Raw genomic sequence first — 25,876 nt, forward strand, 5'->3', positions numbered from 1 at the left:
AGACTGCATCCGCGGTGAGATTCTGGATTGCTTCGCTTCGCTCGCAATGACGGGGAGAGGTCCGAAATCATGAACAAGCCCGTCCTGCCCAAGTCTGGTGCTTCAATGTCGTCCCTGTCGCTCAAGCTGCCGAAGACCGATCGCTCGATCGAAACCTACCGGCTCGCCGCCTCGCGCACGTTTCCTGCCAAGCTCGAAGGACCGCTGAACCGCATCGCCTTCTCGGCCGTGCACACGGTCGCCGATCCCTTCGCGGACAATGATCCCTGGCTGTCGGTCGCCGTCGACTGGGACAAGACCATTGCCTTCCGCGAGCATGTCTGGGACCTCGGCCTCGGGGTTGCCGAGGCCATGGATACCGCGCAGCGCGGCATGGGGCTGGATTGGCCGACTTCGCTGGAGCTGATCACACGTTCGGTCGGGGCCGCCAAGCGCCGCAATGCGCTGGTGTTCTCGGGCGCCGGCACCGATCATCTTGCCGTGGAGGATGCCAGGAGCCTCGATGACGTGATCCGCGCCTATGAGGAGCAGATCTCGGCGGTCGAGAAGGTTGGCGGCCGCATCATCCTGATGGCCTCGCGCGCGCTGGCCAGGCTCGGCAGAAATGCTGACGATTACGCAAGAGTCTATGACCGCGTGCTGTCGCAGGTCCGCGAGCCCGTCATCATCCACTGGCTCGGCGACATGTTCGATCCGGCGCTGGGGGGATATTGGGGCACCCAAGACCTCGACAAGGCGATGGACATTGCGGTCGCGATCATCAACGGCAACGCCGCCAAGGTCGACGGGGTGAAAGTCTCGCTGCTCGACAAGCAGCGCGAGATCGACATGCGCCGCCGCCTCGACAAGCGTGTCAAGATGTATACTGGCGACGATTTCAACTATGCGGAGCTGATTGCCGGCGACAGCGAAGGCTTCTCGCACGCGCTGCTCGGTATCTTCGATGCGATCGCTCCGGCCGCGTCCTATGCGTTATCGCGGCTCGCGGCTGGCGACGAAGCCGGCTTCCACGACGTGCTGGGTCCCACGGTGCCGCTGTCGCGCCATATCTTCAAGGCACCGACGCGGTTCTACAAGACCGGCGTGGTGTTCATGGCCTATCTCAACGGCCACCAGGATCACTTTACCATGGTCGGCGGCCAGGAGAGTACGCGCTCCACGTTGCATCTCGCCGAGCTGTTTCGTCTGGCCGACAGGGCCGGCCTGCTCGCCAACCCTGAACTCGCGACGCGTCGGATGAAAGCCGTGCTCGCCACCCACGGTATCGAATCCTGATGCGCGATTTCTCCTCCGACCACCGGTGGCTGTCGCTGAACACGGCGACGGTCCGCAAGCAGGGTGATCTCGTCGAGATCATCGACGCATGTGCCAGGCACGGCATTCGCGCCATCGATCCCTGGCGCGACCAGGTCGCGGCCGTTGGCCTTGATCGCGCGGTGCGCGCTGTGCGTGATGCCGGCTTCGAGCTGTCGGGCTATTGCCGTGGCGGGATGTTCACTTCGGATACCTCACGCCGGGGCGAGGTGCGTGACGACAACCGCCGCTGCGTCGACGAAGCCAAGGCGCTGGGCGCGCCCTGCATCGTGCTCGTCGTCGGCGGCCTGCCGCAATATTCGCGGCCGGGCAGCGAGGCGTCCAAGGATATCGTGGCCGCGCGCGGGCAGGTCGAGGAAGCTCTCGCCGAGATGCTCGACTACGCCAAGCAGGCAAAGCTGCCGCTCGCCATCGAGCCGCTGCATCCGGCCTATGCCGCCGACCGTGCCTGCGTGAATACCACGAAGCAGGCGCTCGACATCTGCGACAGGCTCGACCCTAGTCGTACCGGCATGCTCGGCGTCGCGCTCGACGTCTATCACATCTGGTGGGATCCAGAGCTGATGGGCCAGATCGCGCGGGCTGGGCAAGATCGCCTGCTCGCGTTCCACGTCTGCGACTGGCTGGTGCCGACGAGAGACATCCTCAACGACCGCGGCATGATGGGTGACGGCGTCATCGACATCAGATCCGTGCGGGCGGCGGTCGAAGCACAGGGCTTTGCCGGCTATTCGGAGATCGAAATCTTCTCGAATGACTGGTGGGGAACGCCGATGGACGAGGTACTGCGTACCTGTATCAGGCGGCACAAGACGGTAGTGTAGTTAACACGCGTGCGGTCGGTGAAAAGTCAGACGATTGCGCTGTCATCGATTTACCGTCAAACACCGGACTATCACTCGTCAATTCGATCTGCGAAGCTCCGACAACACAGATGCGCTTGCAGGCAAGCAGGCGCGGAGGAGGTTCGCAGTGGAGAAAGTGCGACGCTTGCGTGCGATGAGCTCACTGTGCCGCCAACAGGCCGCGTACAACAGCATGAACAAATGGAAGCTGCTCGCAGAAGCAGAATACTGGGATCATCTGGCTGATCTCGAGTTGTCCTCTTACTTTCAACAATGCAACGCCACTGGCTCGAATGAGGTCGAGCAGCCTCATGCGACCACGAGCACGAATGAAGCCGGGGGGAAGCCGATTTCCACGTGAGGCGTCACCCGGCATCGTCCGGTCGCTGCGCAGATCGCAACGCGAGGCCGCCCTCACGGCCCGGCGACCTGCTGCAGCGTATTGAAGCGCGCCTTCTGTTCGCTGCTCAGCGTGGCATAGAACTCGTCCAGCGCGGGCTGGACCAGGTTGGCGGCGGTCAGCATGGCCTCTAGCCGGTGCTGCATCGCTTCGAGCCGGCCGACCGGTGTCAGCGGTATATCGTTCGGGCAGGCCGCCTGCAGGCCCTCAACGCCTTTGGCTGTCGCGTCACTGAGGCGGTCGAGTGCGTCCTTCTGCTTGCCGGCGGGGTGGAGCACAGCCTCGATCCTTTGGATCGGAAACTGGGTCAGGCCGGATTTCGGAGCGCTGCAGTTCTCGGCATTGGCTTGTTGCTGCTGCTGCGAGCGGTCGCCGACATTGGGGCCGAGCGCGTTGAAGCGGGCCTGCTGCTCGTCACTGAGCGAGTTGTAGAAGTTTTCCAGCGCCGGTCGCACGATCTTGACCGCTTCCAGCGTCGCGCTGATGCGGTTCATCATGGCCCGCAAGCGGCCAGGCGGGGTCAGCGCATAGGTCTCCGAACAGGAGTTTTTGAACACGTCGGCAGCCCTGGCGGCCGCCGCCTTCAATTCGTCGAGCAGTGTGCGTTGCTCCGGCGTCGGCTGCACCGCCCTCGCGATATCGGCAAGCGGCCAGGCGGTGACGCCCTTGTCCGGCGTGCCGCACACCTGCTGTAGCGTTTGCGGGCTCACGCTGGTGCGCTGGCGCGCGCGGGAACCACCGCCAGTTTGCGGATAGTCATACGGTTCGATGCTGGCATAGGCGGAATAGGGGCTGTCGCCACTCCAGAACACGGTATCGACGAAGTCGTCATACGCGTACGCCCAGTAGTCGGGCTCGTAAGCATAGGACCAGAACGTGTAGTCGAAAATGTCGGAATAGGCGTACGGCCAGAACACGGGCCCGAGCCATGCCACGAACACCGCGGGATGGCGGTGTCGCCAGGCCTGCCGGGGAGCCCAGCCGCTCTCGCGGGTGGTGAGCGCCGCTTGGGTTTGCGCAGTCACCTGCTGACGGAAGGGCTCGGTAAACCGCCCGCGCTGGGCGGCCTGCACGGCGGCCGCAGTCGCTGGCGTGCGCCCGGCCGGAGCCTGTAATCCAAGCCGCTGTTGGCGCGCGATGTCGCTTTGCTGCGCACGCTGCTCACGCTCGAGCAGGCGGTTCTGCGTCTGCAGCGTCCGTTGCTGCTCGCGCAACGCCCGCGCGCCTTCCGGCTTCTGCGACTGGAGCTGCTGCACGCGCTGCTGCAAGCGATCGATGCGGCTCTGGCGCTCCGCGGTCTGGCGCGACAGCACCTCGCGCTGCCGTTGCTGCACCACCTGCTGGCGCTGTTGAATCTGCTGCTGATGCTGTTGTGCTCGCTGTTCGATCTGATCCCGTCGCGATAACCGTTGGCTCACGGCTGCCGGTGCGTTCGGGCGCGAGGGGGCGGCGATATGCGGCGGCCGCGATACCATGGCGGGACGTTGCTGCGCCCGATGGAATTCAGGCCGCGGCGCTGCGAAGTGCGGGGCGGCTCGCGGTGGGGGCGCAGCGAAGTGTGGGGCCGGGCGCGGTTGCGGTGCGGCGAAATGTGGGGCCATCGCCGGCCGCTGCGGCATGGAGGGCGGGTGGAACGCCGGGGCGGCGGGGCGTGCCATGACTGGTGGCGCTGCCGGGCGGGCCATGGCCGGTGGTGCTGCTGGCCGTGGTGCCGGGGCAGGGCCGGGTGGTCCGCCCCTTCCGTGGCCTGGTCCTTGGGCGAACGCGCCGACGCTCGTCACCAGCATCGAGATACCAACGAAGACAGCCGTAAGGCAAACGCCACGCGGAAGCATGATTGTCGCTCCCAGCTCATAATCGCCCACGACGTTTCAACGCACAGCTAGCGGAATCGTTCGTTGCTGGCCACGCCCGGCATTGCGATTTTCCGACGCAGACAACCTCAGGAGAAATCCTGCGTCAGGGTCGTGGCGAAGCGTTCGAGCGCCCAGTCGACCTGGTCGCTGGTGATCACCAGCGGCGGGGCGATGCGGATCGTGTGCTCATGGGTATCCTTGGCGAGGATGCCCTTGGCCTGGAGCGCCTCGCAGTAGCGGCGGGCGCGGCCGGCTTCCGGATGCAGCTCGACAGCCAGCATCAGGCCGCGCCCGCGCACCTCGCGGATCGTGTTGGCGCGGATGTCTTTCAGGCCGTCCAGAAAGCGCGCGCCTTGCCTCGCCGCGTTCTCGATCATGCCTTCCTCGACCAGCACGCGCAGGGCGGCGCGCGCCACCGCGCAGGCCAGCGGGTTGCCGCCGAAGGTTGAGCCATGCTGCCCGGGTCTCAATGTGCCGAGCACGTCGTTGTTCGAGAGCACGGCTGAGACGGGATAGAAGCCGCCGGACAAGGCCTTGCCGAGCAGCGTCACGTCCGCCTCGATGCCCTCGTGCTGCTCGGCCAGCAGCTTGCCGGTGCGGCCGAGCCCGGTCTGGATCTCGTCGAGCACCAGCATCACGTTGTTGGCGGTGCAGAGCTCCCTCCCTTTCGTGAAATAGCCTGAAGGGGGAATGATGACACCGGCTTCGCCCTGGATCGGCTCGACCAGAAAGGCGACGGTGTTTCGAGTGATTGCCTCCTCCAGCGCCGCGGCATCGCCGAACGGGATGACCTTGAAGCCCGGCGCGAACGGCCCGAAGTGCTTGCGGGTCTCGGGGTCGGTTGAAAAGCCGACGATGCCCAGCGTGCGTCCGTGGAAATTATTGGCGCAGACGATGATCTCGGCCTGGCCATCAGGCACCCCCTTCACCTCATAGCCCCATTTGCGGACCGACTTGATTGCGCTTTCGACAGCCTCGGCGCCGCTGTTCATCGGCAGCACCTTGTGCGAGCCGGTGAGCGCCGCGATCTCTTCGTAGAAGGGGGCGAGCTGGTCGTTGTGGAAGGCGCGCGAGGTGAGCGTCAGCCTGTGTGCCTGCTCGACCATCGCCGCCAGGATCTTGGGGTGGCAGTGGCCCTGGCTGACCGCGGAATAGGCGGAGAGGCAATCGAGATAACGGTTGCCTTCGGTATCCCAGACCCAGACGCCTTCGCCGCGCGACAGGACGACCCCGATCGGCTCGTAATTGTAGGTGCCAAGGCGCCTTTCGGTTGCGAGGAAATCAATAACCGACGGGCCCATCTTCGCCACTCCATTGCTGCGCTGCGGCGTTTGCCGGCCGCGCTCAGCTTAATGTGGGTATCGGCCGCAACGTGCGGAAGCTTTCATATGCCGATGATGCGGCATGGTCAGATTTGCTCGAAATGTCAGATGGTTCTGCCGAGCCACAGGTCATCCTTGGCCAACCCGCGGTCTACTGTGCATGGGGTTGTTTTCGACTTTTTTGTTTTGGGACCTCATCCGATCGCGCAGGGCACGCTCAAAAAGCCGCGGAACCGGACCCGTCCGCCCCGCTCCGGTGCGCCGCTGACGGCATAGTCCGGGAAACGCGCCAGGAAGCGCGAGATCGCAATCGCGCCTTCGAGCCGTGCCAGCGCCATGCCGGCGCATTGATGCGCACCGGTGGCAAAGGCGAGATGCCGGTTCGGCGTGCGCGCGACATCGAATGTTTCGGGGGCGGGAAACTGCGCGGGGTCCCGGTTGGCAGCTCCAATGCACAGCGTCACTGACGTGCCAGCCTCGAGCGTGACGCCGCCGAGCTCGACCCGCTCGGTGGTCATGCGGTTGCCGAGCTGGTTCGAGCTTTCGTAGCGCAGCACCTCCTCGACGGCGGTCCTGATCAGGTCGGGATTGTCGATCAGCCGCTGCTTCTGATCCGGATTGCGGTCCAGCGCAACGAGGCCGTTGCCGATCAGATTGGTCGTGGTCTCGTGGCCGGCATTGAGCAGGAAGATGCAGTTGTGCAGCAGCTCCTTCTCGGTCAACCGCTCGCCATTCTCCTCGCCCTGGATCAGGCGCGTCAGCACGTCACGATCAGGATTGCCCGGCTTCTCGCGCCGCCGCGCGACCAGCGTCTGGAGATAGACAAGGAAGTCCGTCACCGCCTTGTTGCCGCGTGCGGCCGCCTCGGGTGATACGACCGGCTCGAGTGCGCCAAGGATCGCCAGCGACCAGTCGCGCAGCGGCGCACGCTCCTCATGCGGGACGTCGAGCAAATTGCCGATCACCTCGATCGGGATCGAGGCGGCCAAATCCTCGATCAGTTCGCAATGGCCCTTCGCGGCGATGGCATCGAGCAGGCCGTCGACGAGCTTGATGAGGTCGCCTTCCATGCTGGCAATCGCCCGCGGCGACAGCGCGCCCATGATCAGGCGGCGCACTCTTGTATGCGAAGGCGGGTCGTTGAAGACGAGGCTCGTCGTGTGGTGCTCGTAGAGCGGCGTGTCGCCATATTTCGGTGCGAACTCGCGCTTCTTGTCGGAGCTGAAGGACTTCGTGTTCTTGTAGGTGGTGACGAGATCGTCATAGCGCGTCAGGAACACGGTGCCGTTCGGCAGCCGCTTGACCGGCTCGTTCTCCCGCAATGCACGATAGGTCGGATAGGGGTTGTCGTAGAACTCCGGCGTCAGCTTCTCGAGGTCGAAGCTCGCCGCCAGCTCCTTCGCATCTGCGTTCATCCCGTTATACTCGCCGGTTAAAGCCGTTATGCCGTTTTTCTTGTTCTGGTTCATGCGTGCACGCGTCTACACTCTCCGAACCTTGCTAGCCGACCGGACAGGAAAATGCACGCCCGCCCTGATGCTGCCGACACGGCGCCGAACTGGCCCGACGATATTTTCGCGACCTTGCAACGCTTCGACGTCCGGCAGGTGCCCTATGTGCCCGATGCCGGCCATTCGAAGCTGATCCAGTGCGTGCTGAGCTCCTCCACGATGCGCGGCATTCCGCTCACGACGGAGGAGGAGGGTGTGGCGCTGCTCGCCGGTGCCTGGGCCGGTGGCCAGCGCGGCGTCTTGCTGATGCAGTCGAGCGGCGTCGGCAATTGCATCAACATGCTGTCGCTGATCCCGATCCTGCGCTTTCCCTTCCTCACGCTCATCACCATGCGCGGCGAGTGGGGCGAGTTCAATCCCTGGCAGGTGCCGATGGGCTCGACTACGCAAGGAGTGCTCGAACTCTCGGGCATCAAGGTGATGCGCGCCTCGAACGCAGCCGAAGTGCCGGCGGTGCTGGAAGCGGCTGCGGCGCAGGCCTACAACGCACTCACGCCCACCGCCGTCCTGCTGTCGCAGCGCCTGATCGGCGCCAAGGTTTTCACCAAATGAGCAAGGCCAATCTGCTTGATCGCCGCCAGGTGGTCTCCGCGCTGCTTGAGAACCGCAAGGACGTCGTTGCCATCGGCGGCCTCGGGGCCTCGACCAACGACATCACCGCCGCCGGCGACCACGCCCGCAACTTCTATCTCTGGGGCGGCATGGGCGGCGCTGCGATGATCGGCCTCGGGCTCGCGCTGGCACAGCCGGAGTTGCCGGTCCTGGTCATTACCGGCGATGGCGAGATGTTGATGGGGATGGGCAGTCTCGCCACTATCGGGCTGCAAAAGCCGGCCAACCTCTCGATCGCAGTACTCGACAACGAGGCCTATGGTGAGACCGGCGGCCAGACCAGCCACACCTCTGCCGCTGCCGACCTTGTCGGCGTCGCCAAGGCCTGCGGCATCGCCGACAGCCGGGCGATCTCAACCATGGCCGAGGTGGAGGCCTTTGCCAAAGCCGTTCACGACCTCACGGCAGGGCCGCGATTTGCCAATGTGAAGATCGATAGCGCCAATCTGGAGCGCATCCTGCCGACCCGGGACGGGACTTACATCCTCAACCGGATTCGGGGGGACCTCGGCTTTCAGCCCATTTAAGTCGCCCCAGTCCTGCTCGCAGGCCTTGCAGGTGAGGCCAATTTCTACTTATTATACAACGCATTCAGGTTGCGATGCAGCATAGTGCTTGACTTTCGCGCTAGTGAGTGCTTACTCACTAGCATGAGCTCATTGCGTATGACGAGCGACCTGAGGCGTCAATTGATCCTCGGTGCCGCGAAACGCTGCTTTGCCCGACACGGGTATAACGGCACCACGACCAAGAGCGTGGCGGCCGCTGCTGCCATTTCCGAGGCGCTGCTGTTCAAGCATTTCCCGTCCAAGGCGGCGCTCTACGCCGAAATCCTGAGTGACGAATGCGAAGCGGACCCGGCGTTGACCGAGCTCCTCGAGCGGGAGCCGTCGACGGCGACCCTGGTCGAACTGATCCGCGGCATGGTCCAGCATTTCCTGCTGATTGCCGACGGTCCCGACCAGGAGGAAGCGCAACGCCTGCGACTGATGGCTACCAGTCATCTGGATGACGGCGAGTTCGCACGGTTGCTCTATGCCAAGATCGAGACGCTGATTGGACCGATCTTCGTCGCCTCGCTCGATCGCGCCGTCGCCGCCGGCGATGCGCGGGCCTGTGGCAGTGAACCGCTCAACCTTTTCTGGTTTGCGCATCATACGGTGATGACAACTGCGCTGACCAGACTGCCCTCCCTGCCGTGTCTTGCCTATGGCAGGCCGAACGATCTGGAGCGGCAGCTTTGTGAGTTTCTCCTGAGAGGCATCGGACTTAACGACGCCGCAATTGCTTCGCATCTGGGCCACGATCAGGCCGCTTGTGCGGGCAAGGCGGCGATTGCAGAAAGCGTATGACAATGAACATCGTAACCGAACACAAGATTTCGGGCGAACCGATCGACAGCAAGGCTCCCAAGCGTCCGGTCCGGCCGGTGCTGTGGTTCATCATCGTCGGCACGCTCCTCGGCGCGCTCGTCGGTGGTCTCGTCTGGTTCAATTATTTCCGCGGCCAGATGATCAAGCAGTTCTTCGCCAACAACAAGCCGCCGCCGACGCTGGTCACCGCAGCGGAAGCGAAATCCGAGGTGGTGCCGAACCTGCTCACCGCAGTTGGCGGCCTTGCCGCCGTGCACCAGGTCGACGTCACCGCCGACGTCAACGGCCGCGTCACCGAGATCAAGTTCGAGCCCGGCGCCCATGTCGAGGCCGGCACCCCGCTGGTGCAGTTGTTCGACGCGCCGGAGCAGGGCGACCTCGCCAATTACAAGGCGCAGGCTACCGTCGCGCAGCTTTCGCTGGATCGCGCCAAGCAATTGGCGTCGCGCCAGTTCGGCCCGCAGGCAACCGTCGACCAGGCGCAGGCCGCGTACGATCAGGCGCTCGCCGGCATCGCGAAGACCGAAGCGCTGATCTCGCAGAAGCTGGTGCGCGCGCCGTTCTCCGGCGAACTCGGCGTCCGTAAGGTCGAGGTCGGCCAGTATCTGACCGCCGGTACTGCGATCGTGTCGTTGACCGATCTGTCGGAACTGTGGGCCAACTTCACGGTGACGGAAAAGGACTCCGCAAGCCTCAAGGTCGGCCAGCCGGTCCGGCTGAAGGTCGACGCTTATCCGGGCCGCACCTTCGACGGCAAGATCACCACCATCGAGCCGCAGATTGCGGCCGACACCCGCAACATCCGCGTGCAGGCGACGATCGCCAATCCGGAGAAGATCCTGAAGCCCGGCATGTTCGTGACCACCACCGTGGTGCTGCCGGACAAGCCGGCCGTGATCACCGTTCCGGAAACGGCGGTGGACTACACGCTGTATGGCGACTCCGTATTCGTGATCACCGAGAAGAAGGAAGCGGACGGCAAGACCAGCCTCTCTGCAGTGCGGACGTTCGTGCAGACCGGTAACCGCGTCAACGGTCGCGCCGAGATCATCAAGGGCGTCAAGGCGGGCGACAAGGTCGTTGCCGTCGGTCAGCTCAAGCTGCAATCGGGCGCCGCGGTGGCGATTTCGACCGATCCGGCTCCGCAGATCCCCGCGCAGCCGCCGCGCTATTGACAAGACACTCGCGTGGTCCGGCTTGGCCGGATCACGCTTCTTGAGACAAAAGAAATCGAGATCGCCGCGATGGCCTTTACTGATATTTTCATCAAGCGCCCGGTTCTGTCGGTCGTTGTCAGCTTGCTGATCCTGCTGATCGGGCTGCGCGCGGCGATGGTGCTGCCGATCCGGCAGTATCCGAAATTGTCGAACACGGTCATCAACATCACGACCGTTTATCCCGGCGCGTCCGCGGACCTGATCCAGGGCTTCATCACGACGCCGATCGAGCAGGCCGTCGCTTCCGCCGAGGGCGTCGATTACATCACCTCGTCTTCCGTGCTCGGCACCTCGACGATCCAGGTCTACATCAAGCTGAATTTCGATCCGAACCAGGCGCTCACCGAGGTGCTGGCCAAGACGAACTCGGTCAAATACCTGATCCCGAAGGAGTCCAACGACCCGATCGTCACCAAGACCACGGGCCAGACCACGGCCGTGATGTATCTCGGCTTCTCCTCTGAGGAGCTGTCGGGCTCGGCGATCTCGGACTATCTGACCCGCGTGGTCCAGCCGGTGTTGTCAACCGTCGATGGCGTGGCTTCGGCCGACATCCTGGGTGGTCAGACTTTTGCGATGCGGCTCTGGCTCGATCCGGTGAAGATGGCCGGCCGCAACGTATCGCCGGCGGACGTTGCTTCCGCGATCCAAGCCAACAATTTCCAGTCCGCGGCGGGCCAGGCCAAGGGCTACCTCATCGTCTCGAACGTCTCGACGAACACGGGTCTGACCGACGTCAATCAGTTCAAGAAGATGATCGTCAAAGCCAAGGACGGCGGCTTCGTGCGGATGGAGGACATTGCCACGGTCGAGCTTGCCGCCCAGAGCACGGACGCCAGCGTCGCCTTCAACGGCGAGCATGCGATCTTCATCGGCGTGCAGGCGACGCCGCAGGGTAACCCGCTGACGCTGGTCAAGGGCGTGCGCGCACTGTTCCCCGAGCTCGAGCGCAATCTCCCGCCGTCGATGAAGATGAAGGTCGCCTACGACTCGACCAAGTTCATCCAATCATCAATCGATGAGGTGGAGAAGACGCTCGGCGAAGCCGTGATCATCGTGATCGTGGTGATCTTCTTGTTCCTGGCTTCGCTCCGTTCGGTCATCATTCCAGTCGTCACCATCCCGCTGTCGATGATCGGCGTGTGTACCTTGATGCTGGCGCTGGGTTTCAGCTTCAACCTGCTGACCCTGCTCGCGATGGTGCTCGCGATCGGGCTCGTGGTCGACGACGCCATCGTCGTGGTGGAGAACATCCACCGCCATCTGGAGGAAGGGAAGACGCCGGTCCAGGCATCGCTACAAGGCGCACGCGAGATCGTCGGTCCTGTCGTGTCGATGACCATCACGCTCGCGGCGGTGTATGCCCCGATCGGCTTCCTCGGTGGCCTCACCGGTTCGTTGTTCCGCGAATTCGCCTTCACGCTCGCCGGCTCGGTGATCGTGTCGGGCGTGATCGCGCTGACGCTGTCGCCGATGATGTGCTCGGTTCTCCTCAAGAATACCGAGGAGGGACGCTTCGCCAAGCTCGTTAACAGAGTGTTCGGCGCTGTGACGCGCTGGTATGGCCGACGACTCGACCGCTCGCTGGACTACAAGGCGATCACCGGCCTGTTCGCGGTGACGATCCTCGGGCTCGTCGGTTTCCTCTACCTGCACACCTCGAAAGAGCTGGCGCCAGAGGAGGACCAGGGCATCGTCTTCGCGGTGACCAAGGCGCCGAAATACGCCAACATCGACTATGTCGATTTCTATGGCGACAAGCTCGACAAGAAGTTTCAGAGCTTCCCCGAGACCGATCTGCGCTTCGTGCTGAACGGCATCAACGGTCCGCAAGGCGGCATCGCCGGCATGCTGCTCAAGCCCTGGGAGGAGCGCAAGCGCTCCTCGATCGCGCTGAAACCGCTGGTGCAGGCCGAGCTTTCCAAGATCGAGGGCGTCCAGGCTTTCGCGTTCAACCTGCCGCCCCTGCCGGGTGGTCCGGGCGGTCTGCCGGTGCAAATGGTCATCAGCTCCACCGCGGGCTTCCAGACCGTCTATGAGCAGATGGAGAAGCTGAAGGACGCCGCGCGCAAGAGCGGGATGTTCATCGTCTCCGATAGCGATCTCGCCTATAACCAGCCGAATGTCGAGGTCACGATCGACCGCACCAAGGCGCAGGATCTTGGCGTCAACATGCAGAATCTCGGCTCGACGCTCGCGGTTCTGCTCGGCGGCAACTATATCAACCGCTTCAATCTCCAGGGCCGTTCGTACCAGGTGATCCCGCAGGTGCCGCGCAGCGAGCGCCTGTCTCCGGAATCGCTCGGAGGCTATTATGTGACGACCAACACCGGGCAGCAGCTTCCGCTGTCGACGGTGGTCTCGATCAAGACCAGGACCGATCCGAATTCGCTGACGCACTACAATCAGCTCAATTCGGCGACGTTCTCGGCCGTGCCGATGCCCGGCGTGACCGTCGGCGCCGCGGTGGACTTCCTTGAGGGCGAGGCCAAGAAGCTGCCGCAGGGTTTCAGCCACGATTATCTTGCGGACTCCAGGCAGTACGTGCAGGAAGGCAATCAGCTCGCGATCACCTTCGGTTTCGCGCTGATCATCATCTTCCTGGTGCTGGCTGCGCAGTTCGAGAGCCTGCGGGATCCGTTCGTGATCATGATCTCGGTGCCGATGGCGATCGTCGGCGCGTTGATCCCGCTGTTCTTCGGCGTGGCGACCATGAACATCTACACCCAGGTTGGTCTGCTTACCCTGGTCGGCCTGATCACGAAGCACGGCATCCTGATGGTGGAGTTCGCCAACGAGCTCCAGGTCAACGAGCGGCTCGACCGCCGCTCGGCCATCGAAATGTCGGCTCGCATCCGTTTGCGGCCCATCTTGATGACGACGGCTGCGATGGTGACCGGCCTGATCCCGCTGCTGACCGCGTCCGGCGCCGGCGCGGCCAGTCGCTTCTCGATCGGCCTTGTGGTCGTCGCCGGCATGTCGATCGGTACGCTGTTCACCCTGTTCGTGCTGCCGGCAGTCTACGTGGTGCTGGCGACCGACCATCGTGCGGCCGCCGATTCCGAGCGCAACAAACAGGTCAACGAACTCGACCTCGGTGGCAAGGCGTTACGGCCCACCTGAGGCCGTCGGAGGCGAAGATTACCGAGCGGCAATGGCCATCGCCATTGCCGCTTTTTTCTTGTCCCGTGCTAGACTTCTCCAGCGCGCTGTTGCGCCACGGTAGGGAAGATACGATGAGGCGGCGCGAATTCCTCGGTGGGCTCGGTTGTGTGTCGCTGTTGGGGCCATGCTCTGCTGCGGCTCAGAGCGGCAGGACCTTCCATCTGGGCACGCTGACCCCGATCACGCCGATTACGGACACCAGCTCCAGCGGCAAGATTCTGGTCAAGGTGCTCGGAGAGCGCGGCTTCAAGCTTGGTCAGAACTTGACCTTCGAAGCGCGCGGCGCCCAAGGCGATGTTGCCAAACTCCCCGCGCTCATCGCGGAGCTGAAGACCAGGAACGTCGATGCAGTCGTGATTGTGGGCTACCCGACCGCAATGGCTGCAAAGGCGGCCGGCATCGCCACGGTGGCGGCCAGCGGCATTGGCGATCCCGTCGAAACCAAGCTGATCGAGAGCCTGGCGCATCCGGGCGGCCAGATCACGGGGATTTCGGACGTTGCGGCAACGCTCAGCGCCAAGCGGCTCTCGCTGCTCAAGGACATGTCGCCGAAACTGACCAAGGTCGCAATGCTCTGGAACAAGGACGACCTCGGCATGACGACGCGCTACCAGGCGTCGGCAAAAGCGGCCCAGGCGCTCGGCCTCACCGTGCAGGCGCTCGGCGTCCGCGAGCCTGACGACTTCGACGAGGCGTTCTCCGTGATGAACGCGGATCTTCCGGACGGCATCCTGATGGTGGCCGACGCGCTCACCATTCTCAACCGCAAGCGGGTGTTCGAGTTCGCCGCCGTCCGGAAGTTACCGGCGATCTACGAAAATGCCGATCTTGCCCGCGACGGCGGGCTGATGTCCTACGGAGCGGATGTGCCGGAATCCTTCGAACGGGCAGCAGCGCTCGTCGCCCGCATTTTCAACGGGGCCAATCCCGGTGATCTGCCGTTCGAATTGCCGACCCGCTATCCCCTGGTGATCAATCTCAAGACTGCCAAGGCGACCGGACTTGAGATTCCACCGACCTTGCTGGCTCTTGCCGACGAGGTCATCGAGTGACCCTGCCCGCTGCGGCGGGAGACAAGTTCCGGCCTTCTTGCTAGGTTTTGGGGAATGAGCATTTCCGTCCATTCCGATACCCCGCAAACCGGGACCCTGCCGAGCGCGGCCGGGGACGGCGTGGCGTCCTCCGAGGGGGGGCGGGGGATCAGGACCCGGCTGTTCACCAAATATGTCGCGCTGTTCGTGGCCGTCGTCGCAGTTGCCCTGCTGGCCAATGGCCTGTTCGAGGTCTTCTTCTACTATCGCGAGCACAAGGCCGCCCTGATCCGGGTCCAGCATGAGCAGGCCGAGGCGGCGGCCGCCAAGATCAGCCAGTTCATTAAGGAGATCGAGAGCCAGCTCGGCTGGACGACACAGCTGCCCTGGTCGGCGGGTTCGATCGAGCCGCGCCGATTCGACGCGCTGCGGCTGCTGCGCCAGGTTCCTGCGATCACCGAGCTCGCCCAGGTGGATTCGACCGGCAAAGAGCGCCTGCGCGTCTCGCGGCTGGCGATGGACGCGATCGACAGCGGGATCGATTTATCGGGCGATCCGAAGTTCACCGAAGCCGTCGCGCACAAGGTCTATTACGGACCGGTCTATTTTCGCCGCGAGTCCGAGCCCTATATGACGCTGGCGCTGGCCGGGGCGAGGAAGGATGCCGGGGTCAGCATCGCGGAAGTCAATCTGAAGCTCATCTGGGATGTCGTGTCCCAGATCAAGGTCGGCCAGCACGGGCACGCCTATGTGGTCGGCCCCGAAGGGCGGCTGATTGCGCATCCCGACATCAGCCTGGTGCTGCGCAACACCGACATGTCGGGACTTCCGCAAGTGCACGCAGCGCAGGCCGGCGGCGGTGTCATGCCCGATGCGCTTCAGGAGGCGGTCAACATCCAGGGCCAGAAGGTTCTGACCGCCTCGGCCCCGATCGAGCCGCTGCACTGGACCATGTTCGTCGAGCTGCCGGTCGAGGAGGCCTATGCCTCGCTCTACGCCTCGTTGCAGCGGCTCGCGATCGTGCTGCTCGCCGCATCGATCTTCGCGGTATTGGCGGGAATTTTCCTGGCGCGCCGTATGGTCGGCCCAATCCAGGCGCTGCGCAGCGGCGCCGAGCGGATCGGCGGCGGCGATTTCTCCCAACGCATCTCGATCAAGACCGGCGACGAGCTGGAAGGGCTCGCGGACCAGTTCAACGACATGGGCTCGCGCTTGCAGGAATCCTACGCCGACCTGGAGAACAAGGTCGAGCAGCGGACCATAGAGCTGCGCGAATCGCTGTTGCACCAGACTGCTACATCCGACGTACTACAGGTTATCAGTCGTTCGCCTGGTGATCTCGCCCCCGTGTTCCAGACGATTATTGAGCGCGCGACCTTCATCTGCGGCGCCAAATTCGGCAATTTGTTCCTGTTCGAGGATGGTGGCTTCCGTTGCGTATCGGTGTCCGATCTGCCTCCTGCCTTCGCGGAAACCTTCGCGCGCACACCCGTCATCTTTCCGCCTCCGTCCGACCCGCTGGGCCGTGTTGTAGCGACACGGCGGTTTGTTCACGTTGAGGATGTCAGACGCGAGCCGGATTATCTGGCAGGCTTTCCACCAATCGTGGAGCTCGCCGAGCTTGGCGGTGCCCGGACGATCCTGCTTGTGCCGATGCTCAGAGAAAGCGATTTAGTCGGTGTGATCGCAATATTCCGGCAAGACGTCCGCTTGTTCACCGAGAAGCAAATTGGTCTGGTGACCAGTTTCGCCAGCCAGGGCGTCATCGCGATCGAGAACGCGCGGCTGCTGGACGAGTTGCGCAAGCGCACGACGGAGCTTTCACAATCCCTCAACGATCTACGCGCAGCTCAGGGGCGCCTGATCCAGACCGAAAAGCTCGCGTCCCTCGGCCAGCTCACCGCCGGCATCGCGCATGAGATCAAGAACCCGCTCAACTTCGTCAACAACTTCTCTTCAGTGTCGACCGAGCTAATCGACGAGCTCAAAGAGGTTCTGCAAACGGCTTCTCTCGACGGCAAGACGAAACAAGAGGTCGACGAACTGACCGGCATGCTCAAGGGCAATCTGGAGAAGGTTGTGCAGCACGGCAAGCGCGCCGATTCCATCGTCAGGAACATGCTGCTGCATTCGCGCGAGGGTTCCGGCGAGCATCGCACCGCCGACATCAACACGATCGTGGAGGAGAGCCTCAATCTGGCCTATCACGGTGCGCGCGCCGAAAAGCCTAACTTCAACGTGACGCTCAAGCGCGATTTCGACCCCGCGGCAGGCATGGTCGATGTTTACCCGCAGGAAATTACCCGCGTCTTTCTCAATCTGATCTCGAACGGGTTCTATGCGGCGGCCAAGCGCAAGGAGAGCGCTGCCGACGGCTTCGAGCCGACCTTGAGGGCTACGACGAAGAACCTCGGCAGCAGGGTGGAGATCCGGATCCGCGACAACGGCACGGGGATTCCGCGGGACGTGAGGGAGAAGATGTTCAACCCGTTCTTCACCACCAAGCCGGCCGGCGAGGGCACCGGGCTTGGCCTGTCCATGAGCCACGACATCGTCGTGAAACAGCACGGTGGCACGATCGACGTGAATACCGAGCCCGGGGTTTTCACCGAGTTCATCATCACACTGCCGCGCGCAATGGCGTCAGGCGGTCCTTCTGGAGGCAAGGTTTGAACGTTTACATCCTGGTCGTCGATGACGAGCCCGATGTCGAGGCGCTGTTCCGGCAGCAATTCCGGCGCGATCTGCGCGCCGGTCGCTTCCATATGGAATTCGCGCTCTCGGCGCCAGACGCGATCAAGCGCGCCGCCGAGGTGCGGGATCCCTCGCTGATTCTGATTCTGTCAGATATCAACATGCCCGGCATGAGCGGGCTCGACATGCTGCCCAAGGTGCGCGCCGACCATCCGCATGTCCCGGTCATCATGATCACGGCCTATGGCGACGTCGAGACGCGCCGGAAGGCGATCGAAGGGGGCGCTACGGGCCTCCTCACCAAGCCGATCGACTTCGCGCAGTTGCGTCAGGAGATCGATACGAGGCTCGAGCAGGCGGCATGATCCCGACCATTCTCTTCGTTGACGACGAGCCGGATCTGGAGGCGCTGATCCTGCAAAAATTTCGCAGGCAGATTCGGGACGGGTTGGTCAACTTCATCTTCGCGCGCGATGGCATCGAAGCCTTGGAGTCAATCGAGCAGAATCCGCTCGTCGACCTGGTTGTCTCCGACATCAACATGCCGCGGATGGACGGGTTGTCGCTGCTCGCGAAGCTCCAGGAATTCGAGGACAAGAAGTCGACCATCATCGTCTCCGCCTATGGAGACATGAGCAACATCCGCACCGCCATGAATCGCGGCGCGTTCGACTTTCTGACCAAGCCGATCGACTTTATCGACCTGGAAACCACGATCCAGAAGACGGTCCGGCACGTCCAGATGCTACGCGAGGTGCGGCGGCGCCAGATGGAAGCCGAGCGTGCGCATGCCGCGCTTTCGCGTCACTTCTCGCCCGAACTCGCCAGGCGTCTGGTGGCGGGAGGCGAGGGGATCGCGGTCCAATGGCGCGATGTTGCGACCATTTTCACCGACATTACTGGCTTCACGTCGCTGGTCGAGAGCGCTGCGCCCGAAACGCTGGGAGAGCTCCTCAACGAATATGTCGGCGGCATGACCGAAGTGGTGTTTGCGCATGAGGGGACGGTCGCCAAGATCATCGGCGATGCAATCCAGGTGCTGTTCAACGCACCGGGTGATCAGCCGGACTACGCGACGCGTGCGGTCGCCTGCGCGCATGAGCTCGATCGCTGGGCGCAGGACTTTTGCGTGCGCCAGAAAGCCAAGGGCGTGAACTTCGGCACCACCCGGATCGGCATTCACGCCGGCCCGGCCCTGGTTGGCAATTTCGGCGGCAACCGTTTCTTCGACTACACCGCCTATGGCGACACCATCAATACCGCGGCGCGGCTGGAGGCCGCCAACAAGCATCTCGGCACCCGCATCTGTCTCAGCGCTGCCGTTGCGGAGCGGGCCGAGAATTTTCAGGGCCGCCCCGTCGGCGAACTGGTGCTGCGCGGACGCAGCGAGCCGCTGCGCGCGTTCGAGCCACTGGCGCAGGACCGATTCGACGCCACCGCGACGGCGCAATATTCGGAAGCCTTTGCCAAAATGGCGTCGGGCGATGCCGCGGCCATGCCGGCCTTCGCCGCGCTGGTCGGCATGCACGCCGATGATCCTCTCGCCGGATTTCATCTGAAGCGCCTGCTCAACGGCGGCAAGGGCATCCGCATGCAATTGGAATAGAGGTTCACATGACGCGCGAATTTCCGGCCGGCAACTATCGCTTCATCCCATCCGTGTTCCAGTATTCGGCTGGTGCGGTCGCGGACGACGATTACGAGATCGAGCGTGTCCGGTTCGACCGTCTCGTGCCACTCGCGGAGGGGTTTGCGCTCGCAGCGAAATTCATGCAGGAGGCGGGGCGTCCGCTAACGGCCTTCTGCGCCTGCGAGCTGCGCTCGCCCGCGGCCTTCAGCGAGGAAGGCTTTCGTGCCTTCAATCTGCATTATGTGAAGACGCTGTCCGAATGGGGCATCTTCGACGGCACCACCAACCCGGTGGCGCGCAGCAATGTCTGCCCCGAGATCGATCCGCCGTCGGAACCGTCGTTTTATGCATTCTGCTTCACCCGCCCGACGCGTGCGACAACACCGACCTTCGTGATCGCCGGCGGCGCCGAAGCGCGCGAGGGCAGCGGCAGCTATGTGGAAGGTACCGTGCGCTATCGCGATCTCAGTCCGGACGGACTTCGCGAGAAGGTTCGGTTCACGACCTCGCAGATGGAAAGCCGCATGGCGGCGTTCGGCTTTGGCTGGAGGGACACGACGGGCGTGCAGGCCTATTCGATCCGTGACTTCCACCACGCTTTGGCCGACGAGCTGGTTCGTCGCGGCGCGTTGCGCTCCGGTCTGACCTGGCACTTCGCGCGACCGCCGGTGGTCGACCTCGAATACGAGATGGATTGCCGCCGCGTGGTGCGCGAGATCGTCATCTAACGCTGCCGCGGATCCAGGGCGTCGCGCAGGCCGTCGCCGAGCAGGTTCAGCGACAGCACCACCAGAAAAATCGCGAGCCCCGGCCAGATAGCCATCCAGGGCGCCTGGGTCAGGAAGCGTTGCGCCGCGTTGAGCATGCTGCCCCAGGATGGCGCCGGTGGCTGCTGCCCGAGGCCGAGAAACGAGAGCGCTGCCTCGGCAATGATGGCGGCGGCGATCGACAGGGTCGCCTGGACCAGCAGCGCGGGCAGGATGTTCGGCAGGATGTGGGAGAAGGCGATCCGCCAACCGGGATTGCCGAGTGCGCGTGCCGCTTCGACATAGTCTTCGGCCTTGACGTTCAAGACCTGTCCGCGGGTCAGGCGGATGAAGATCGGGGTCGCCGAAACGCCGATTGCGATCATGGCATTGCCAAGGCTCGGTCCGAGGAACGCCGCCAGAGCAATCGCCAGGATCAGAAACGGGCAGGCCAGCATCGCATCGGTCATCCGGCTGATCAGCGCATCGACGAAGCCGCCCCGATAGCCGGCGAGCAGGCCGAGTGGCACGCCGATGCCAAGCGCGATCGCGACCGAAATCAGGCCGGCAAGCAGCGAGGCGCGAGCGCCGTAGACGATGCGGCTCAGGACGTCACGGCCGAGCTCGTCAGTGCCGAACCAGTGCGCGGCCGTGGGCGGCTTGCGCACCAGGCTCCAGCTCGTCGCGATGGGATCGTAGGGCACGATGAGCGGTGCCAGGACTGCAACAACGATGAACATCGTGAGCACAATGAGCCCAAATACCGCGGCCTTGCGCCTGAACAGTCGCCGCCGCGCGCGGCGTGCCGGGCTGTCCAGCTCGTCGGCTTGCACATGCGGGCCAGACAAGGCGGCGTCAGTCATCGCATTAGCCCCGCAGCCTTGGATTGACGAGGATGTAGGCGACGTCGGCAACCAGATTGAGCGTGATGTAGATCGTGGCGGTCACCAGCACCACGCCCTGCACGACGGCGTAGTCGCGATTGAATACGGCATCCACGATCAGCTTGCCGAAGCCGGGAATCGAGAAGATCTGCTCGGTCAGCACAGCGCCCGATAGCAGCGTGCCGAGCTCGAGCGCGCCGAGTGTAATGATCGGCGTCAACGCATTGCGCATGGCATGCTTGAGGATGACCGTCCGCTCGGACAGGCCTTTCGCGCGCGCGGTGCGCACATAATCGCTTTCCAGGACCTGGAGCATGGCGCTGCGGGTATGGCGCATCAGGACCGCGGCAATGGCGTTGCCGAGCACGAAGGCCGGCATGATGGTGGCGGCAAGGCTCGCGCGCCAGTTCTCGGTCGGCGGCACATAGCCGGAGGCCGGCAGCCAGCCGAGCTCGATCGAAAACAGGAAGATCAGCATGATGCCGAGCCAGAAGTTCGGCGTGGAGATGCCCCACAGCGCGAAGAAATTGGCGCCGTAGTCCCAGGCCGTTCCCCTCTTCACGGCCGCGACGACTCCGGCGGGAATGCCGATCAGGAATGCGATGATGATAGCCATCGAACCGAGCTGCAGCGTCACCGGGAGCTTCTGCGCGATCAGCTCGCGTACCGGCATCTTGTTGCGCAGCGACTCGCCGAAATCGCCTGATAGCACGCCCTTGATCCAGTACGCGTACTGCACGGGGACCGGCTGATCCAGCCGGTACTGGTGCCGGATCTGCTCGATCACGGCCGGATCGCGCTCCTCCCCGGCCATCACCAGCGCGGGATCGCCCGGCAGCAATTGCTGTAGCGAGAAGATCAGTACCGACACGAAGAACAGCGTCGGCACGATCTGCGCAAGCCGGCGGGCGAGGAAGTTCAGCATCCCAGCGGCATCACTTCAACTTGAGGCCAACGACGCGCACGAGTCCGTCCGGCATCTGCCTATAGCCCTCCAGCCTTGTCGTATGCGCGATGATGATGCGGCGGTGGTAGAGGTAAAGGATGGGCTCCTCATCCTGGACCAGCTTCGCGAGCGTTTCGTAGCTGGCCTTGCGCTTGGCGAAGTCCGTCGCGAGCCGCGCGTCTTCCAGTGCCTTGTCGGCCTGTTGATTATTCCAGTCGCCATAGTTCTGTGGCGCGCCGCTATGCAGGAAGATGAAGGTGTTGCCGTCGGGATCGACGCGGCCGCTCCAGGCGAGCATGTAGGCCTGGTAGTCGCCGGCCTCGGCCTGCTTCAGCCCTGTCGCGAATTCGGTCAAACGGATCTTCATGTCGAAGCCGGCCTCCGCGGCCATCGACTGGATTACCTGTGCCGGCGTCTCCGTCTCCGCCCCCTTCGGCACCAGGAAGTCGACGCTGATCGGCGGCTTCACCCCGGCTTCCTTCAGCAGCGCCTTGGCTTTCTCTACGTCGCGAGCACGGACGGGCAGGGATTTCTGATAGTAGGGATGATCAGGATTGACCCATTGATTGCCGACCTGAAACTCGCCGTTGAACACGACCTGGTTGATCGCCTCGCGGTCGATTGCAAGGTCGAGCGCCTGCCGGACCTTGGCGGATTGGCTGAGCGGCCCCTTGGCCTTGTCCTTGCCGATATTGAGGGTGATGCCCTGATAGCCGAGCTCGATGGCGGTGGCGACCTTCAGCCGTGAATCCGCGCGTACCTCCTTCAGATCCGTCGCGAGCACGCGTTCGATCAGATCGAGGCCGCCCGATTTCAGGTTTGCCAGCCGCACGGTGGCGTCGACGATCGGCTGGAACACAATGCGGTCGATGAAGACGTTGCCCTTGTTCCAGTAATCCGCAAACTTCTCGAACACGATGCGATCTTGCTGCACGCGCTCGACGAATTTGTAGGGGCCGGCGCACACCGGGTGCAGGCCGAACTTGTCGCCGGCTTCCTTGGCCGCTTTCGGCGATACCATCATGCCCGCGCGGTCGGTGAGCTGGGCGAGCAGCGGCGAGAATGGCGACTTCAGCACCAGCTTGATGGTCAAGGGATCGACGATTTCGATGTGATCGACGGAGGCGAGCTCCGGCTTGCGGAACGAGCCGGGGAGAGTCAGGTGGCGTTCCAGCGAGAATTTGGCGGCTTCCGCATCGAATGGCTCGCCGTCGTGGAATTTCACGCCGGGCCGGAGCTTGATGACGAGGCCCTTGCCGTCATCGACTGTCTCGCTCGACAGTGCAAGCTGCGGCACGATGTTGAGCTTCTCGTCGATGTCGAACAGCTTGTCGCAGAACGCGGCGAACACAATGCGGCCGACATAAGTGCGCGCCATGGAGGGATCGAGGATGTCTGGGTCCTCGGCGAGGCCGATGCGCAGTGTGGTCTGAGCCTGGGCGGCGCCAAGCGACAGCAGGAAGGCGGCGGCCGTTGCGGCCAAGCGAAGCATCTTCATCGGACAGTCCCTATGGCTCCGGCTACGTCGTTGTAGGCCTTGCACTCTGTATACCAACACCGGTCGGGTTCGCGCCTTCCGTCTTTCGGCTGAAGGCCGCGATCAATTTTGCCAATGTTGGCGAAAATCCGTCAGTTACGGCAAGGATGGTGTCGGCCGGAGGCAGCTCATTGACGCGGTGACAGGCGGTGGCGTGGCCGGCGCGATCGGCCGACAGCGCGGGCACCTCGGTGCGGCAGCGATCGATCACGAAAGGGCAGCGCGTGTGGAAGCGACAGCCGGCCGGAGGATTGAGCGCGCTCGGAATCTCGCCTTGCAGCACGACCTTCGCGCGCTTGGCGTGAGGCTGCGGCAGCGGGATCGCGGACAGCAGCGCGCGGCTATAGGGGTGACGTGGTTGAGCAAACAGCGCGTCGGCATCGGCCTCCTCGACGATGCAGCCGAGATTCATCACCGCAACGCGGTCGGCGATGTGCTTCACCACCGCGAGGTCGTGCGATACGAATATATAAGCGAGGCCAAGCCTGTCCTGAAGCTCGCGCAGCAGGTTCAATATCTGCGAGCGGATTGAGACGTCGAGCGCCGAGACCGGCTCGTCGCAGACGATCAGCTTCGGCTCGACCGCCAGCGCGCGGGCGATGGCAATGCGCTGGCGTTGACCGCCGGAGAACTCGTGCGGATAGCGCCGGGCCAGCCGCGGCTCCAGCCCAACCAGCCGCAGCAGTTCTGCGACCCGTTCGCGCCGTTTTGCCGATGGGATGAGATTGTGCAGCGCCAGCGGTTCGGTGAGGATTTGGCCCACCGTCATGCGTGGGTTGAGCGAGGCGTATGGGTCCTGAAAGACGATCTGTGCTTCGCGGCGGAATTTTCGGAGCGCGTCAGCATCGAGCGAGAGCAGGTTGCGGCCGTTGAACCGCACGCTGCCTGCATCGGGCTCGATCAGCCGCAGTACCAGGCGGCTGACCGTCGATTTGCCGCAGCCGGATTCGCCGACCAAGGCAAGCGTCTTGCCGGCCTCGAGCGAAAAGGACACGCCATCGACGGCTTTGACATGCGACCGCGCCCGGCCAAGCAGCGAGCGTTCGGCGACGAAGTGCTTGACCAGGCCTTCGACCTCGAGCAGGGCCATTATGACACCACAAGTTCGAGGGGCGCGCGGATGCAGCGCGAGACATGACCGGGGCTGACCTCCACCAGCGGTGGCGGCGCCTTGGTGCAGGCCTCCAGCACGAACGGGCAGCGCGCGGCGAAGCGGCAGCCCGCGGGTGGCTGGGCCATGTTCGGGACCATGCCTTCGATGGTCGCAAGCTGCTCGGCGCGACGATCGAGGCGCGGGATCGAGCCGAGCAGGCCGACAGTGTAGGGATGCTGTGGCGCGGAGAACAGCTCGTCGACCGGCGCGCGCTCGACGATTTCTCCGGCATACATCACCGCGACCTCGTCGCAAACCTCGGCGACGACGCCGAGATCATGGGTGATCAGGATGATCGCGGCGCCGCTCGCGGCTTTCAATTCACGCATTAGCTCCAGGATCTGGGCTTGTAGCGTGACGTCGAGTGCTGTGGTCGGCTCGTCGGCGATCAGGAGCTGTGGATCGCAGGCGAGCGCCATCGCGATCATCACGCGCTGGCGCATGCCGCCGGACAGCTTGTGCGGATAGTCGTCGATCCGCCGTTCGGGCGAGGGGATGTGAACGCGACGCAGCAGTGCAATTGCGCGGTCGCGCGCGCCTTTCCGCGAACCGCCACGGTGGCGCAAGATGGTCTCGATGATCTGGTCGCCGATCGTAAAACTCGGGTTGAGCGAGGTCATCGGCTCCTGAAAAATCATCGCGAGCCGGTTGCCGCGCAGGTCCCGCAGGGTCTGGTCCGCCGTCTTCAGCAGGTCGAAACCGTCGAAGCGGATCGCGCCTGATATTTCCGAGCTTTGTTTCGGCAGCAGCCCCATGATCGCGAGCGACGTCACGCTCTTGCCGCAGCCGGATTCGCCGACGAGGCCGAGCGTCGCGCCGTTGGCGACGCTGAGATCGACGCTGTCGACCGCGTGAGTGATGCGGCCGTCGTCACCGTGAAAGCGGATGCGCAAGTCCTTGATCTCGATGAGAGGACCGGCGCTCATGCCTGCCTTGCCTGCGCCGCGGCGATTTTGGCGTCGATGATGCTGCGGTCGGTATTGCCGGACGGGTTCTGCCGCGTCGGCATGGACGGGCGGAAGTGGACCCAGAGCTCATGGCTGACGCGTTCGAGCCGTTCGAGCTCGCCGAGCGGATCGGGATGATCGTCGGCGCGGATGTCCAGCGCCGGCCATTCCTCCTCATTGTGGATCAGCAGTGCCGCAGATTGCTTGCCCCGCTTGTCGCCGCCCGCGGCTTCGCCCGCGCGCATGGCCGTGAGCAGGCGGCGCGGAAAGGGCAGGCTGTCATTGGCGATGTAGGTCTTCGCGGTGTCGGCGAGGACATCGGCATTTGCGAGCATGTTGCCGGCGATCGAAAAGCCGCTGCCGGCGATATGGCCACACCAGTCGACACAGTCACGGCCGGTATGCGCGGCGATCTCGCCGCTCGCATCCATGATGTGGATCTGGCGGCTCTCGCGACCGTCGTCGCTCGCGAGCAGGGTAGCAAGCACGTCATGCGCGTTCAGGCCTTCGCGCAGCAATTTGACGCCGTCGATACCGTAATAGGGATTGACGAAAGCCTGGGTTGCGATCGCGCCGAGGCCCGCGGCGATATAGGGCACGCGGGCGCCGACGGCGAAGAAGCGGGTCGCTACCGCAATGCCAAACTCGCCGGTGGCAGGATCTTGCGCGATGATCGACCAGGTCATGTGCTGC

At 63.8% G+C, this 25,876-nt stretch carries 22 protein-coding genes; 13 read left to right on the forward strand and 9 right to left on the reverse strand.

What is annotated here, in order from left to right; genetic code table 11:
* Window positions 1–69 precede the first annotated feature (69 nt).
* From XH88_RS20935 to XH88_RS20945, 3 genes are all read left to right on the forward strand, one after another.
* On the forward strand, window positions 70–1,275 hold the full coding sequence (locus tag XH88_RS20935) for a dihydrodipicolinate synthase family protein (protein WP_271670133.1): 1,206 nt from the start codon (window positions 70–72) through the stop codon (window positions 1,273–1,275).
* Window positions 1,275–2,138 carry a sugar phosphate isomerase/epimerase family protein gene (locus XH88_RS20940; protein WP_271670134.1) on the forward strand — a complete coding sequence of 288 codons (864 nt, stop codon included), beginning with the start codon at window positions 1,275–1,277 and terminating at the stop codon, window positions 2,136–2,138. Before XH88_RS20935 ends, XH88_RS20940 begins: the two co-directional genes overlap by 1 nt.
* Before the next feature lie 148 nt (window positions 2,139–2,286).
* Window positions 2,287–2,520, forward strand: a complete 234-nt coding sequence (locus XH88_RS20945) for a hypothetical protein (protein WP_271670135.1) — start codon at window positions 2,287–2,289, stop codon at window positions 2,518–2,520.
* A 53-nt stretch (window positions 2,521–2,573) separates the two neighbouring features.
* On the opposite strand, the gene XH88_RS20950 is transcribed toward XH88_RS20945, so the two are convergent.
* The 3 genes from XH88_RS20950 to XH88_RS20960 all read right to left on the reverse strand — a co-directional run bounded on the left by XH88_RS20950 (window position 2,574) and on the right by XH88_RS20960 (window position 7,152).
* The gene (locus XH88_RS20950; RefSeq protein ID WP_271670136.1) at window positions 2,574–4,034 is read right to left on the reverse strand and encodes a Spy/CpxP family protein refolding chaperone; all 1,461 of its coding nucleotides are present in this window, start codon (window positions 4,032–4,034) and stop codon (window positions 2,574–2,576) included.
* 467 nt (window positions 4,035–4,501) lie between these two features.
* The gene (gene rocD, locus XH88_RS20955) at window positions 4,502–5,716 is read right to left on the reverse strand and encodes an ornithine--oxo-acid transaminase (protein WP_271670137.1); all 1,215 of its coding nucleotides are present in this window, start codon (window positions 5,714–5,716) and stop codon (window positions 4,502–4,504) included.
* A 215-nt stretch (window positions 5,717–5,931) separates the two neighbouring features.
* Window positions 5,932–7,152 (reverse strand): cytochrome P450, encoded by a 1,221-nt coding sequence (locus tag XH88_RS20960; RefSeq protein ID WP_271670138.1) that lies wholly within the window; start codon window positions 7,150–7,152, stop codon window positions 5,932–5,934.
* A 105-nt stretch (window positions 7,153–7,257) separates the two neighbouring features.
* Between XH88_RS20960 and XH88_RS20965 the strand changes: the two genes are divergently transcribed.
* From XH88_RS20965 to cnbZ, 10 genes are all read left to right on the forward strand, one after another.
* A complete protein-coding gene (locus XH88_RS20965) occupies window positions 7,258–7,800 on the forward strand; it encodes a phosphonopyruvate decarboxylase (protein WP_271670139.1) in 543 nt (180 codons plus the stop codon).
* Window positions 7,797–8,387 carry a thiamine pyrophosphate-dependent enzyme gene (locus tag XH88_RS20970; protein WP_271670140.1) on the forward strand — a complete coding sequence of 197 codons (591 nt, stop codon included), beginning with the start codon at window positions 7,797–7,799 and terminating at the stop codon, window positions 8,385–8,387. The genes XH88_RS20965 and XH88_RS20970 overlap by 4 nt, the downstream gene beginning before the upstream one ends.
* A gap of 123 nt (window positions 8,388–8,510) precedes the next feature.
* Entirely contained in the window at window positions 8,511–9,212 is a 702-nt protein-coding gene (locus XH88_RS20975) for a TetR/AcrR family transcriptional regulator (RefSeq protein ID WP_271670406.1), read from the forward strand.
* Between the two features lie 2 nt (window positions 9,213–9,214).
* Complete coding sequence (locus XH88_RS20980) at window positions 9,215–10,408, forward strand: efflux RND transporter periplasmic adaptor subunit (protein ID WP_271670407.1); 1,194 nt, start codon at window positions 9,215–9,217, stop codon at window positions 10,406–10,408.
* A 69-nt stretch (window positions 10,409–10,477) separates the two neighbouring features.
* Window positions 10,478–13,573, forward strand: coding sequence for a MexW/MexI family multidrug efflux RND transporter permease subunit (locus tag XH88_RS20985; RefSeq protein ID WP_271670141.1), 3,096 nt, complete (start codon window positions 10,478–10,480; stop codon window positions 13,571–13,573).
* Window positions 13,574–13,686: 113 nt separating this feature from the next.
* Complete coding sequence (locus tag XH88_RS20990) at window positions 13,687–14,667, forward strand: ABC transporter substrate-binding protein (protein WP_271670142.1); 981 nt, start codon at window positions 13,687–13,689, stop codon at window positions 14,665–14,667.
* A 54-nt stretch (window positions 14,668–14,721) separates the two neighbouring features.
* Complete coding sequence (locus tag XH88_RS20995) at window positions 14,722–17,319, forward strand: sensor histidine kinase (protein ID WP_271670143.1); 2,598 nt, start codon at window positions 14,722–14,724, stop codon at window positions 17,317–17,319.
* Complete coding sequence (locus XH88_RS21000) at window positions 17,316–17,705, forward strand: response regulator (RefSeq protein WP_128967508.1); 390 nt, start codon at window positions 17,316–17,318, stop codon at window positions 17,703–17,705. Before XH88_RS20995 ends, XH88_RS21000 begins: the two co-directional genes overlap by 4 nt.
* The gene (locus XH88_RS21005) at window positions 17,702–18,946 is read left to right on the forward strand and encodes an adenylate/guanylate cyclase domain-containing protein (protein ID WP_271670144.1); all 1,245 of its coding nucleotides are present in this window, start codon (window positions 17,702–17,704) and stop codon (window positions 18,944–18,946) included. Before XH88_RS21000 ends, XH88_RS21005 begins: the two co-directional genes overlap by 4 nt.
* 8 nt (window positions 18,947–18,954) lie before the next feature.
* Window positions 18,955–19,698 (forward strand): 2-amino-5-chloromuconate deaminase CnbZ, encoded by a 744-nt coding sequence (gene cnbZ / locus XH88_RS21010; protein WP_271670145.1) that lies wholly within the window; start codon window positions 18,955–18,957, stop codon window positions 19,696–19,698.
* Here cnbZ and XH88_RS21015 read toward each other — a convergent pair.
* From XH88_RS21015 to XH88_RS21040, 6 genes are read right to left on the reverse strand one after another with little or no spacing between them, the layout of a single operon-like run.
* A complete protein-coding gene (locus tag XH88_RS21015) occupies window positions 19,695–20,579 on the reverse strand; it encodes an ABC transporter permease (protein ID WP_271670146.1) in 885 nt (294 codons plus the stop codon). The two genes, cnbZ and XH88_RS21015, sit on opposite strands and share 4 nt — an antisense overlap.
* A 4-nt stretch (window positions 20,580–20,583) precedes the next feature.
* A complete protein-coding gene (locus tag XH88_RS21020) occupies window positions 20,584–21,525 on the reverse strand; it encodes an ABC transporter permease (protein WP_271670147.1) in 942 nt (313 codons plus the stop codon).
* 10 nt (window positions 21,526–21,535) lie between these two features.
* On the reverse strand, window positions 21,536–23,044 hold the full coding sequence (locus XH88_RS21025) for an ABC transporter substrate-binding protein (protein WP_271670148.1): 1,509 nt from the start codon (window positions 23,042–23,044) through the stop codon (window positions 21,536–21,538).
* Window positions 23,045–23,066: 22 nt separating this feature from the next.
* Window positions 23,067–24,173, reverse strand: coding sequence for an ABC transporter ATP-binding protein (locus XH88_RS21030; protein ID WP_271670149.1), 1,107 nt, complete (start codon window positions 24,171–24,173; stop codon window positions 23,067–23,069).
* Window positions 24,173–25,162 carry an ABC transporter ATP-binding protein gene (locus XH88_RS21035; RefSeq protein WP_271670150.1) on the reverse strand — a complete coding sequence of 330 codons (990 nt, stop codon included), beginning with the start codon at window positions 25,160–25,162 and terminating at the stop codon, window positions 24,173–24,175. The genes XH88_RS21030 and XH88_RS21035 overlap by 1 nt, the downstream gene beginning before the upstream one ends.
* Window positions 25,159–25,869 carry a DUF1028 domain-containing protein gene (locus XH88_RS21040; RefSeq protein WP_271670151.1) on the reverse strand — a complete coding sequence of 237 codons (711 nt, stop codon included), beginning with the start codon at window positions 25,867–25,869 and terminating at the stop codon, window positions 25,159–25,161. The genes XH88_RS21035 and XH88_RS21040 overlap by 4 nt, the downstream gene beginning before the upstream one ends.
* Between the last annotated feature and the right edge of the window lie 7 nt (window positions 25,870–25,876).

Origin of the sequence: Bradyrhizobium sp. CCBAU 51627, assembly GCF_028128765.1 — a bacterium.
GTDB lineage: Bacteria > Pseudomonadota > Alphaproteobacteria > Rhizobiales > Xanthobacteraceae > Bradyrhizobium.